This is a genomic window from Pseudomonas sp. OV226 (assembly GCF_003148705.1).
GTDB lineage: Bacteria > Pseudomonadota > Gammaproteobacteria > Pseudomonadales > Pseudomonadaceae > Aquipseudomonas.
This window is the reverse complement of record NZ_QGGS01000010.1, coordinates 64,609-77,729: the sequence shown is the minus strand read 5'-3', so window position 1 is coordinate 77,729 and position 13,121 is coordinate 64,609. Positions and strand designations below refer to the sequence as shown.

The 13,121-nt window shown below is 60.4% G+C and carries 8 protein-coding genes; 5 read left to right on the top strand and 3 right to left on the bottom strand.

Features of this window, described 5'->3' with window-relative positions:
• Positions 1-2 precede the first annotated feature (2 nt).
• The 3 genes from C7534_RS17475 to C7534_RS17465 all read right to left on the bottom strand — a co-directional run bounded on the left by C7534_RS17475 (position 3) and on the right by C7534_RS17465 (position 2,940).
• Positions 3-983: an AAA family ATPase gene (locus C7534_RS17475; protein WP_109786499.1), complete on the bottom strand. Its 981-nt coding sequence runs from the start codon at positions 981-983 to the stop codon at positions 3-5.
• Positions 984-994: 11 nt separating this feature from the next.
• Positions 995-1,852, bottom strand: coding sequence for a transporter (locus tag C7534_RS17470; RefSeq protein WP_256594777.1), 858 nt, complete (start codon positions 1,850-1,852; stop codon positions 995-997).
• Positions 1,853-2,514: 662 nt separating this feature from the next.
• Positions 2,515-2,940 carry a YciI family protein gene (locus C7534_RS17465; protein WP_109786498.1) on the bottom strand — a complete coding sequence of 142 codons (426 nt, stop codon included), beginning with the start codon at positions 2,938-2,940 and terminating at the stop codon, positions 2,515-2,517.
• Positions 2,941-3,272: 332 nt separating this feature from the next.
• Here C7534_RS17465 and tpx point away from each other — a divergent pair, with 332 nt between their 5' ends.
• From tpx to C7534_RS17440, 5 genes are all read left to right on the top strand, one after another.
• Entirely contained in the window at positions 3,273-3,773 is a 501-nt protein-coding gene (gene tpx, locus C7534_RS17460) for a thiol peroxidase (RefSeq protein ID WP_046032182.1), read from the top strand.
• A gap of 179 nt (positions 3,774-3,952) precedes the next feature.
• A complete protein-coding gene (locus C7534_RS17455) occupies positions 3,953-5,269 on the top strand; it encodes an MdtA/MuxA family multidrug efflux RND transporter periplasmic adaptor subunit (RefSeq protein WP_109786497.1) in 1,317 nt (438 codons plus the stop codon).
• On the top strand, positions 5,266-8,370 hold the full coding sequence (locus C7534_RS17450) for an MdtB/MuxB family multidrug efflux RND transporter permease subunit (protein ID WP_109786496.1): 3,105 nt from the start codon (positions 5,266-5,268) through the stop codon (positions 8,368-8,370). Before C7534_RS17455 ends, C7534_RS17450 begins: the two co-directional genes overlap by 4 nt.
• Positions 8,367-11,474, top strand: coding sequence for an efflux RND transporter permease subunit (locus C7534_RS17445; protein WP_046032185.1), 3,108 nt, complete (start codon positions 8,367-8,369; stop codon positions 11,472-11,474). Before C7534_RS17450 ends, C7534_RS17445 begins: the two co-directional genes overlap by 4 nt.
• A complete protein-coding gene (locus C7534_RS17440; protein ID WP_109786495.1) occupies positions 11,471-12,952 on the top strand; it encodes an efflux transporter outer membrane subunit in 1,482 nt (493 codons plus the stop codon). The genes C7534_RS17445 and C7534_RS17440 overlap by 4 nt, the downstream gene beginning before the upstream one ends.
• Positions 12,953-13,121: the final 169 nt, after the last annotated feature.

Here is a 13,121-nt window from a genome sequence, read left to right as displayed (position 1 = left end):
CCTCAGGCCGGTATTGCAACTTTGTCGAGCAAGCGGTCGAGCACCTGGTCGGCCGTTACGCCATCCGCCACCGCGTCGTAACTCAGTTGCAAGCGATGACGCAGCACCGGGTGGGCCACGGCGCGCACATTGTCCGGCGAAACGAAATCCTGCCCTTGTAGCCAGGCATCGGCGCGGGCACAGCGGTCAAGGCCGATACCGCCCCGAGGACTGGCGCCGATAGCGATCCAGCGGCCGAGATCGGCGTCATAGTCCGCCGGGTGGCGGGTGGCGTTGATCAGGTCGATCAGGTAGCGGTCGATGGCCGGGGAGACGTGAACGGCGCTGACTTCGTGACGGGCCGCGAAAACCACCTCCTGAGACAGTGCAAAACCTTGGGTCGGGGCCGTTTTAGCGCCTGCCGCAAATTCTTCTTCGCGCAGCAATCGCAACACCTGGCTCTCGTTTTCCGCGGTCGGGTAATCCAGCAACACCTTCATCAGAAACCGGTCCATCTGCGCTTCCGGCAGGGGGTAGGTGCCTTCCTGTTCAATCGGGTTTTGCGTGGCGACCACGATGAACAGTTCCGGCAGCACATGGCTGTTGCCGGCCACGGTGATTTGCCGTTCTTCCATGGCTTCCAGCAGCGCCGCCTGGACCTTGGCCGGGGCACGGTTGATTTCGTCGGCGAGGATCAGGTTGCCGAACAGCGGGCCGGGCTGGAACTGGATCTGGTTTTGGCCATCGACCTGATGCAGCACTTCGGCGCCGGTGATGTCCGACGGCAGCAGGTCAGGGGTGAACTGGATGCGGCTCATCTTCGCGTCCAGGTGCCGGGCCAGTGCCTTGACCGTGCGGGTCTTGGCCAGGCCGGGCAAGCTTTCCAGGAGCAAATGGCCGTTGGCCAACAGCCCCAGCAGAATCTGGCGGATTACCTGATCCTGCCCAAGTACGCTTTCGGCGATGCTGGCTTGCAGGGCGTTGAGGTCATTGAGTGCGGTCATGGGCGTTTCCTTTACCAGGCGTATTGCAAGCGTAAGGTCCAGGTGTTGACGTCGGGGGAGCCGCTGCGCTCGGACACCGTGTCCGAATAGGCGATCAACCCGCCAAACTGGGGCGACAGCATGAAGCCGACCGTGGCACCCAACAGGCTGCTTTCCTGTTTGTTGTCCTGCCAGTCACCATTGATTTTGGTTTCGCCGCCTCGGTTGTAGGTGCCATCGATCGAGGCCCACAGCGCGCGGTTGAAGCTGTAGCTGTAGTGACCTTCGATGGAATACAGCGCTTTTTGCTCAAGTGTGCCGTCGCCGTGGTAATCGTCGTTGTCGCCGTACAGCGAGACGTAGGTGTTGAGTTCAAGCCAGGTCGGGCCAATCGGCGTGCCGAAGGCAATTTCCGGCTTGAACGCCCAGCGGTTGGCGCCGATGTTGATGACCCGGTCCTTGTCGTAATCACCGGTGGGCGCGGTGATCCACAACGCCCCCGTCAGAAAGGTCTCGGGTGTCCAGGTGGCGAATTCTTGCGGGGTCAGCGCCGGGCCACCAAAAACGTTGTGCACCAGCACCACCTGCGTATCGCCCAGACCGCCGTTGTGCTTGGTGCCATTGAAGAACTGGCCATTATCGAACGAGGCGGAAACGTCGGCGTAAGGTTGCAGGACCTGAACCGCACTGTTACGCCCGTCGATGGCAAACGAGCGGGCAAAACGGGCGATGTACAGGTCCGCGTTCAGGGACAAGCCATCAAGCGGCAATGACGTATCGATCGGCGTGTTGCTATTAACGAGGTTGTAATAGCCGAACACCATGTTCAGGTCGGTCGGCAGGTTCTGCCAGTCACGCGCGTTGTCCGCTTGGCCCGCCAGTGGCGTCATGGATAGCGTGAGTGCGGTGAATGCGGCTTTCCTTGTCGTCTTCAGTCCCATCACGGTGCTCCAGCAGGTTTTGGGTGCGTGGTTCATGGCTTTGCGCCAACGAGTGTCAGTGGCGGCATTATCCATTGGCCGCGGGTGTGCTTTCGGACTTGAAATGTCGAACAGGTTCGGGGCGCCGAGGCAGGTGACGCTGGCGTTATGGGGAGCGAGGCGAGTGCCGGATGACTGGGCGGCGCTGAGCGAAAGGTTCCGTGCAGGGTTAATTTTGTTGAGTGCATCGGCGTTATTGGCCTGCACGTAAACGGCGGGCGAAAAGCGTGCTGCCGCCAACAACAAAGCGTTATTTTTTTTATGCTGAAACATCATTCCCGATTCCCTTCTGGCTCATTGGGTTACTCGGCACTTCCTGGCCGTTAATACGTAATCAATTTCCCACCAAGCCCGTAGGACAAATCTGACGCTAGCAGCTAGTCACGACTTTTCCAGTCAAAAGGATTAAATCTTTGATTTTGTGCACAGAACTTCGTTATTTGTGTGTACTAAAAAGTTAATACCAAATCATGGGGTTACCGCCGATCCTGGTGTTCAGGCGACGCCGGATTCACCTGATACACCGCGTAAAACAATCACGCGTGCACCCGGCAAACCCGGCCTGAAAATGTTCAGCGTTTTTTGGCCTCGGCGCGCAGTCGTTCTTCCTGCTCGCGCAGTTCCGGGGTGAACTCGGCACCGAAATCCTCAGCTTCGAACACCTGGCGAATCTCGATCTCGGCCTCGGTGCCCGGCATTGGGTTCGGGCAGCGCTTGACCCAATCGATCGCCTCCTGTTTCGACTGCACCTGCCATATCCAGTAGCCGGCAATCAGCTCCTTGGTTTCGGCGAACGGGCCGTCGATGACGGTGCGTTTGTCCCCTGAAAAGTGAACACGTGTGCCTTTGCTGCTGGGTTGCAGGCCTTCGCCTTCGACGAAGATGCCTGCCTTGACCAGTTCTTCGTTGTAGTTGCCCATGGCGGTCAGCAGTTCTTCGCTGGGCATGATGCCGGCTTCGGAATCCTGGCTGGCTTTGATGATGATCATGAATCGCATGGCTGTATCTCCGCTGGATTTGACTGGACTCGCTGACTAGTCGAATGAACGTCGTCTAAATCGACAGTGCTGCCAAATTAAAGACCAGCGATTGAGCCCGTGGGTTTTCGGTTGCCTTTCGTCAAGAACACCAAGTGGTGGCCGGGGAGGGCTGTACGCTATAGAGCAACCCGGGCTGCGTGCCTGTGGCCATGCGGGGTTTGGAAGGGTTGTATCCAGTTTCGCCAGCAAGACTTCACGATTTGTATCTGGGCATAGGTCGTCGGGCGATTTCGTGGTTAACTTCGGCCTCTTCAAAATTCTCCACCACAACGTTCAGAAGGACTCAGTTCATGGCTCAAGTCACTCTTAAAGGCAACCCGGTTCAAGTCAACGGCCAACTGCCACAAGCCGGTTCCAAGGCGCCAGCCTTTTCCCTGGTTGCCGGCAATCTGTCCGACGTCACCCTGAAAGACTTTGCCGGCAAGCGCAAAGTGCTGAACATCTTCCCAAGCGTCGACACCCCGACCTGCGCCACTTCGGTACGCAAGTTCAACGCCCAGGCCAACGATGTCGCCAACACCGTTGTGCTGTGCATCTCCGCTGACCTGCCGTTCGCCCAGGCACGCTTCTGCGGCGCCGAAGGCCTGGAAAACGTGCAAAACCTGTCGACCCTGCGTGGTGCCGAGTTCATCGAGAACTACGGCGTTGCCATCGCAGACGGCCCGCTCAAAGGCCTGACCGCCCGTGCGGTCGTGGTTCTGGATGAAAACGACAACGTCCTGCACAGCGAACTGGTCAAGGAAATCGCTGAAGAACCGAACTACGAAGCTGCACTCGCCGTTCTGAAATAAGCGACAGCTTTACAATTGTTAACGGCCTGGCCCTGTCCAGGCCGTTTTCATTTGTGATTCAGTGTCTTGGCCAAACAACCTGTTACGTAAGCCGAAGGTAAATTGCCGGTAAAGCCGCTTTGCTTAATAGCCGCCAGTGCTTATCGTTCAGCCTCATGTAGAAGAAGCCCACGCGCCCAATGGTTGATCATTCAATGCAATCCTCCGCTCCCCGTAGTCCTCGTCGCTGGCTGTTCGGCCTGCTTGTCCTGTTGGTCATCGCAGGCGTGTGCTGGAAATTCTGGCCCACCAGTGCGACTCACAAGGAGGGCACAGGGCAGAAAGCCGTGGCCGGCCATACCGGCAAGTCCGGTGGCATGCGCCCGGGCTTCGGCGGGGCGACCGGCCCGGTGCCCGTGCGTGTGGCCCCTGCGGTCAAGGGTGATTTCCCGCTGTACTACAAAGCGCTCGGCACTGTCACTGCACTCAACACCATCAATGTGCGCAGCCGTGTGGGCGGGGAGCTGATCAAGATTTCCTTCGAAGAAGGGCAGATGGTCAAGGCCGGTGACCTGCTGGCAGAAATCGACCCACGCCCGTACCAGAACGCCTTGCTCCAGGCTGAAGGCACGTTGCTGCAAAACCAGGCGCAATTGAAGAACGCCCAGGTCGATGTCGAGCGTTATCGCGGCCTGTACCGTGAAGACAGTATCGCCAAGCAAACCCTGGACACCGCCGAGGCCCTCGTCGGTCAGTACCAAGGCACCGTCAAGACCAACCAGGCGGCGGTCAACGACGCCAAACTCAATCTCGAATTCACCAAGATCCGCGCACCGATTACCGGGCGTGTAGGCCTGCGTCAGCTGGACGTCGGCAACCTCGTCGCCGCCAACGACACCACGGCGCTGGCGATCATCACCCAGACCCAGCCGATCAGCGTTGCTTTCACCTTGCCGGAAAACAGCCTCGACGTTGTACTGGCACGCTATCGCACCGGGGCCAAACTGCCCGCCGAAGCCTGGGATCGTGGCGACACCCAATTGCAGGCCACCGGTGTGCTGCAAAGCCTGGACAACCAGATCGACGTCACCACCGGTACGCTGAAGTTCAAGGCACGCTACGAGAACCGCGATCAAGCGCTGTTCCCCAATCAGTTCGTCAACGTCCACTTGCTGGCCGACACCCTCAAAGGGGTGGTGCTCGCGCCGTCGGCGGCGATTCAGTTCGGCACCAACGGCACCTTCGTCTATGCCCTGGACGGCGACAAAAAAGTCACCATTCGCGCGTTGAAAGTCGGCGCCAGCGACGGGCTCAATACCGTGGTCACCGAAGGCCTGGCCCCCGGGGATCGCGTAGTGCTTGAAGGCACCGACCGCTTGAAGGAAGGCAGCGAAGTCGAAGTGGTCAATAACCCCCAGGAAGTGCCGGCCACCCCGACCGAACACCTGCAAGGCAAATCGGCGGCGGACATGACTGAGCCGGCAGCCGCCGACAAGGCGAAAAAGGGCGGCGCATGAACATCTCGCGGCTGTTCATCCTTCGCCCGGTCGCCACGACCCTGAGCATGCTGGCCATTGTGCTGGCCGGTTTGATTGCCTATCGGTTGCTGCCGGTGTCGGCGTTGCCACAAGTCGACTACCCGACGATTCGCGTCATGACGTTCTATCCCGGTGCCAGCCCCGATGTCATGACCAGCGCGGTCACGGCGCCACTGGAGCGCCAGTTCGGGCAAATGCCCGGCCTGACCCAGATGGCTTCGACCAGTTCGGGCGGTGCCTCGGTGCTGACGCTGCGCTTCAGTCTCGACATCAACATGGACGTCGCCGAACAGCAGGTGCAAGCCGCGATCAACGCCGCCACCAATTTGCTGCCCAAGGACCTGCCGGCACCGCCGGTGTACAACAAGGTCAACCCGGCGGACACCCCGGTGCTGACCCTGGCCATTACCTCCAAAACCATGTTGTTGCCCAAGCTCAATGACCTGGTTGACACGCGCATGGCGCAGAAAATCGCCCAGATCAGCGGCGTCGGCATGGTCAGCATTGCCGGGGGGCAGCGCCAGGCGGTGCGGATCAAGGTCAACCCCGAGGCCCTGGCGGCCAACGGTCTGAACTTGTCGGATGTGCGCACGCTGATCGGCGCCTCCAACGTCAACCAACCCAAAGGCAACTTCGACGGCCCGACCCGGGTGTCGATGCTCGATGCCAACGATCAACTGACTTCGCCCAAGGATTACGCCAACCTCATTCTGGCCTACGCCAACGGTGCGCCGTTGCGACTCAAGGATGTCGCGGAAATCGTCGACGGCGCCGAAAACGAACGCCTGGCGGCGTGGGCCAATGAAAACCAGGCCGTGCTGCTCAACATTCAGCGCCAGCCCGGTGCCAACGTCATTGAAGTGGTCGACCGGATCAAGGCTTTGCTGCCAAGCATCACCGACAACCTGCCGGCCGGCCTCGACGTCACGGTACTGACCGACCGCACCCAAACCATTCGCGCCTCGGTCAAGGACGTGCAGCATGAATTGCTGATCGCCATCGCATTGGTGGTGATGGTTACTTTCCTGTTTCTGCGCCGCGCCAGTGCCACGATCATTCCTTCGATTGCCGTGCCGCTGTCGTTGATCGGCACGTTCGGCGTGATGTACCTCGCCGGTTTCTCGGTGAATAACCTGACCCTGATGGCACTGACCATCGCCACCGGTTTTGTGGTGGACGATGCGATCGTGATGCTGGAGAACATTTCCCGGTTTATAGAAGAGGGCGACAGCCCGCTGAATGCAGCGCTCAAGGGCGCGAAGCAAATCGGTTTCACCCTGATTTCCCTGACGCTGTCGCTGATCGCGGTACTGATTCCGCTGCTGTTCATGGCTGACGTGGTGGGGCGCCTGTTCCGGGAGTTTGCGATCACCCTGGCGGTGGCGATCCTGATTTCGCTGGTGGTGTCCCTGACCCTGACGCCAATGATGTGCGCGCGTTTGCTCAAGCGTGAACCCAAGGAAGAAGAGCAGGGCCGTTTCTACCGGGCCAGCGGCGCGGCGATTGACTGGATGATCGCCGCTTACGGGCGCAAATTGCAGTGGGTGCTCAAGCACCAGCCACTGACGTTGATGGTGGCCGTCGGCACCCTGGCGTTGACCGTATTCCTTTACATGGTGGTGCCAAAAGGCTTCTTCCCGGTGCAGGACACCGGGGTGATCCAGGGGATTTCCGAGGCGCCGCAGTCGATTTCCTTCGCGGCCATGAGTGACCGTCAGCAAGCGCTGGCCAAGGTGATCCTTGCCGACCCGGCGGTTGAAAGCCTGTCGTCCTACATTGGTGTGGACGGTGACAACTCGACGCTGAACAGCGGTCGCCTGCTGATCAACCTCAAGTCCCACAGCAATCGTGACGTGGGCGCAACCGAGGTGATTGCACGCCTGCAACCTGAAGTGAACAAGCTGGTAGGCATTCGCCTGTTCATGCAGCCGGTGCAGGACTTGACCATCGAAGACCGCGTCAGCCGCACCCAATACCAGTTCAGCATGTCATCGCCAGATGCAGAGCTGCTGAGCCGGTGGAGCGGGCGCCTCGTCGAAGCGCTGGCCCAACGACCCGAGCTGACCGACGTTGCCAGCGACTTGCAGGACAAGGGTTTGCAGGTCTATCTGGTGATCGACCGTGATGCCGCTTCGCGGGTCGGGGTGTCGGTGTCGAACATCACCGATGCGCTGTACGACGCTTTTGGCCAGCGGCAGATTTCGACCATCTACACCCAGGCCAGCCAGTACCGCGTGGTGCTGCAATCGCAGTCCGGGGAGAAGATCGGCCCGGATGCGCTGAATCAGATTCACGTGAAAACTACCGACGGCGGGCAAGTCCGCCTGTCCAGCCTCGCGCACATCGAAGAGCGTCAGGCGCAACTGGCAATCACCCACATCGGCCAGTTCCCGGCGGTGATGATGTCGTTCAACCTGGCACCGGGCGTGGCGCTGGGGCATGCCGTCGAGATCATCGACCAGGTGCAGAAAGACATCGGCATGCCGATTGGCGTGCAGACGCAGTTCCAGGGCGCGGCCGAGGCGTTCCAGGCCTCGCTGTCGAGCACCTTGCTGCTGATTCTGGCGGCGGTGGTGACCATGTACATCGTGCTCGGCGTGTTGTACGAGAGCTACATCCACCCGATCACCATTCTCTCGACCTTGCCTTCGGCGGCGGTCGGCGCGTTGCTGGCCTTGATCCTGAGCGGCAATGACCTGGGCATGATCGCGATCATCGGCATCATTTTGCTGATCGGCATCGTGAAGAAAAACGCGATCATGATGATCGACTTCGCCCTCGATGCAGAGCGCAATCAGGGCATCGACCCGGAAACCGCGATCTATCAAGCCGCGTTGCTTCGTTTTCGGCCCATTCTGATGACCACCCTGGCGGCGTTGTTCGGCGCCGTGCCGCTGATGCTGGCCACTGGTTCCGGCGCGGAATTACGTCAACCGCTGGGGTTGGTGATGGTCGGTGGTTTGCTGCTGAGTCAGGTGCTGACCTTGTTCACCACGCCCGTCATCTACTTGTACTTCGATCGCCTCGGTCGGCGCTGGGGCCGTAAGTCTGAAGCCGTGGAAGCGGTAGAGCAGCCATGAACCTGTCCGGACCTTTCATCAAGCGCCCGGTCGCGACGATGTTGCTGAGCCTGGCGATCATGTTGCTGGGCGGCGTGAGTTTCGGCCTGTTGCCGGTGTCACCGCTGCCTCAGATGGATTTCCCGGTGATCGTGGTGCAGGCCAGTCTGCCCGGCGCGAGTCCCGAGGTCATGGCCTCGACCGTGGCTACGCCGCTGGAGCGGTCCTTTGGCACCATCGCCGGGGTCAACACCATGAGCAGCCGCTCCAGTCAGGGCTCGACCCGGGTGATCCTGCAATTTGACCTCGACCGCGACATCAACGGTGCGGCCCGGGAAGTGCAAGCCGCGATCAACGCCTCGCGCAACCTGCTGCCGAGCGGGATGCGCAGCATGCCGACCTACAAAAAGGTCAACCCGTCCCAGGCACCGATCATGGTGTTGTCGCTGACGTCGGACGTGCTGGAAAAGGGCCAACTCTACGATCTGGCCTCGACGATCCTGTCCCAGAGCCTGTCACAAGTGCAGGGCGTGGGCGAAGTGCAGATCGGCGGCAGTTCGTTGCCGGCGGTGCGTATCGAACTCGAGCCGCAGGCGCTCAATCAGTACGGCGTGGCGCTGGATGATGTGCGCAACACCATCGCCAATGCCAACGTGCGTCGGCCCAAGGGCTCGGTCGAAGACGGCGAGCGGTTGTGGCAAGTGCAGGCCAACGATCAGCTGGAAAAAGCCAAGGATTACGAGTCGCTCATCATCCACTACAACGGCGGTGCAGCCTTGCGTCTGAAGGATGTGGCCAAGGTCAGCGATGGCGTCGAGGACCGCTACAACAGCGGCTTCTTCAACGACGACGCGGCGGTGTTGCTGGTGATCAACCGTCAGGCGGGCGCCAACATCATCGAGACGGTCAACGAGATCAAGGCGCAGCTGCCGGCGTTGCAGGCGGTGCTGCCGGCCAGTGTCAAGCTGAACCTGGCGATGGACCGTTCGCCGGTGATCAAGGCGACCCTGCACGAAGCGGAAATGACCCTGCTGATCGCGGTGACGCTGGTGATTCTGGTGGTCTTCCTGTTCCTCGGTAACTTCCGTGCCTCGCTGATTCCGACACTGGCGGTCCCGGTGTCGCTGGTGGGCACCTTTGCGGTGATGTACCTCTATGGCTTCTCGCTGAATAACCTGTCGCTGATGGCGCTGATCCTGGCCACCGGTCTGGTGGTCGACGACGCCATCGTTGTACTGGAGAACATCTCCCGGCACATCGACGAAGGCGTGCCACCGATGAAAGCCGCGTACCTGGGCGCCCAGGAAGTCGGCTTTACCTTGCTGTCGATGAACGTTTCATTGGTCGCGGTGTTCCTGTCGATCCTGTTCATGGGCGGCATCATTGAAAGCCTGTTCCGTGAGTTTTCCATCACCCTGGCAGCGTCCATCGTCGTGTCGCTGGTGGTTTCGCTGACGCTGACGCCGATGCTCTGCGCCCGTTGGCTGAAGCCGCATACGCCGGGCCAGGAAAACCGTTTGCAGCGCTGGAGCCAGCGCGCCAACGAATGGATGGTCGGCAAATACGCGACGAGCCTCGACTGGGTATTGCGCCACCGCCGATTGACCTTGCTCAGCCTGTTTGTGACGATCGGAGTGAATATCGCGTTGTACGTGGTGGTGCCCAAGACGTTTTTGCCGCAGCAGGATACCGGTCAGCTCATCGGTTTCGTGCGCGGTGACGACGGTCTGTCGTTCAGCGTGATGCAGCCGAAAATGGAAACCTTCCGCCGTGCCGTGCTCAAGGACGATGCGGTGGAAAGCGTCGCCGGGTTCATTGGCGGCAGCAACGGCACCAATAACGCGTTCATGCTGGTGCGCCTGAAACCGATCAAGGAACGCAACATTTCCGCGCAAAAAGTCATCGAGCGCCTGCGCAAGGAAATGCCCAAGGTCCCTGGCGCACAGTTGATGCTGATGGCGGACCAGGACCTGCAATTTGGCGGCGGTCGCGAACAGACGTCGTCGCAGTATTCCTACATCCTGCAAAGCGGTGATCTGGGCGCGTTACGCGAGTGGTATCCAAAAGTCGTCACCGCGCTCAAGGCGCTGCCGGAGTTGACGGCGATTGACGCTCGGGAAGGTCGTGGTGCGCAACAGGTCACGCTGATTGTCGATCGCGATCAGGCCAAGCGCCTGGGCGTCGACATGGACATGGTCACCTCGGTGCTTAACAACGCCTATAGCCAGCGGCAAATCTCAACGATTTACGACAGCCTCAACCAATATCAGGTGGTGATGGAGGTCAATCCGAAATACGCACAGGACCCGATCACCCTCAAACAGGTGCAGGTGATTACAGCCGATGGCGCACGGATTCCGTTGTCGACCATCGCCCATTACGAAAGAAGCCTGGAAAACGACCGGGTCAGCCACGAAGGCCAGTTTGCCTCCGAAAGCCTGTCGTTCGACATGGCCGAAGGCGTGACGGTAGAGCAGGGCGCCGCAGCCATCGAAAGGGCGATTGCCACGCTCGGACTTCCCGAAGACGTGATCGCGAAAATGGCGGGCACCGCCGATGCGTTCGCCGCGACCCAGAAGAGCCAGCCGTGGATGATTCTCGGCGCGCTGTTGGCGGTCTATCTGGTGTTGGGTGTGCTGTATGAAAGCTACATTCATCCGCTGACGATTCTGTCGACCTTGCCGTCGGCCGGGGTCGGTGCATTGCTCTCGATCTACGCGCTGGGCGGCGAGTTCAGTTTGATTTCGCTGCTGGGCCTGTTCCTGCTGATTGGCGTGGTGAAGAAAAACGCCATCCTGATGATCGACCTCGCGCTGCAACTTGAACGCCATCAAGGCCTGGCACCGCTGGAGTCGATTCGCAGTGCTTGCCTGCAACGCCTGCGACCGATCCTGATGACCACGCTGGCGGCGATCCTCGGTGCCGTGCCGTTGCTGCTGAGCCGTGCCGAAGGTGCGGAAATGCGCCAGCCACTGGGCCTGACCATCATCGGCGGGCTGATCTTCAGCCAGGTGCTGACCCTTTACACCACGCCAGTGGTTTACCTCTATCTCGACAAACTGCGCCATCGCTTCAATAAATGGCGTGGGGTACGTACCGATGCTGCTTTGGAAACTCCGCTATGACTGACCGTTCGCTTATCCATCTGGCCGCCCCGCTGGCCGCTGCCCGAGGCTCGCGTTTGCTGAGCCTGGCGCTGTGCGCGGCAATGCTCAGCGCATGTGCCGTGGGCCCGGATTATCAGCGCCCGCAAGCGGCCGCGCCGGTGCAGTACAAGGAAGCGGCGGGGTGGCGTCAGGCCAGCCCCAGCGATTCCCTGGCACGCGGTGCCTGGTGGGAGTTGTATGGCGATCAGCAGCTCAATGGCCTGATCGAAAAACTCAACAGCTCCAACCAGACCGTGGCCCAGTCCGAGGCACAATACCGCCAGGCACAAGCCTTGGTGCGCAGTGCCCGCGGGGCGTTTTTTCCGACGGTTGATTTGACCGTCGGTAAAAACCGCTCCAGCCAGGGCACCGGCAGCAGCAATTCGAGCCTGACCAGCTCCTCCAGCGGTATTCGTGACACCTACACCGCCCAGGCCGGTGTCAGTTGGGAAGCGGACGTGTGGGGCAAATTACGCCGAGGCCTTGAAGCCGACACCGCCAACGCCCAGGCAAGCTATGCCGACCTGGCTGCCATGCGTCTGAGTCAGCAGTCGGAGCTGGTGCAGAACTACCTGCAATTGCGCGTGATCGATGAACAGAAGCGCTTGCTTGAAGCGACGGTCGAGGCTTATCAGCGTTCGCTGACAATGACCGAAAACCAATACCGCGCCGGTGTGTCCGGGCGAGACGCGGTGGCGCAGGCGCAGACTCAACTCAAAAGCACGCAGGCAGACATGGTTGACCTGATCTGGCAGCGCGCCCAGTTCGAGAACGCCATCGCTGTATTGATCGGGCTGCCCCCGGCCGAGTTTAGTCTGGCGGAAACCACCACCATTCCGACCTTGCCCGAAGTGCCGGTGGGCCTGCCTTCGCAATTGCTGGAACGTCGCCCGGACATCGCTTCCGCCGAGCGTTCGGTGATGGCGGCCAACGCCAACATCGGCGTGGCCAAGGCAGCCTATTACCCGGATTTCACCTTGAGCATGAACGGCGGGTATAGCAGCAGCACCTATTCCAACTGGATCAGCGTACCCAATCGCTTCTGGTCGGTCGGACCGCAGTTGGCAATGACCTTGTTTGATGGCGGCCAGCGTTCGGCCGAAGTCGATCGCAGCGAAGCCGCCTACGACGAGACGGTGGCCAAGTACCGCCAGACCGTGCTCGATGGCTTCCGTGAAGTGGAAAACTACCTGGTGCAGCTCAAGGTGCTGGAGCAGGAAGCCGGCGTGCGCCAGGAAGCGCTGGAGGCAGCGCGTATCTCGTTGCGCCTGACCCAGAATCAGTACAAGGCCGGTTTGATTGCTTATCTGGATGTGGTGGTGGTTCAAGCCACGGCACTGAGTAACGAGCGCAACGTGCTGGATTTATTGCAGAGCCGGTTGATTGCCAGCGTGCAATTGATTGCCGCGCTGGGTGGCGGTTGGGACGGGGCGTTGCAGGTCAGCGAAAACCAGTAGACCCCCTGTAGTCGCTGCCGAGCCCGCGTTTGCTCGTAGCAGCTGTCGAGCAGCGCGAGGCAGCGTTAGCTTGTAGCAGCTGTCGAGCAGCGCGAGGCTGCGTTCGGCTGCGAAGCAGTCGTGAAACCAGGCGACGCGGTGTTTCAGGAAAACCGCGTGCGGTGGATTT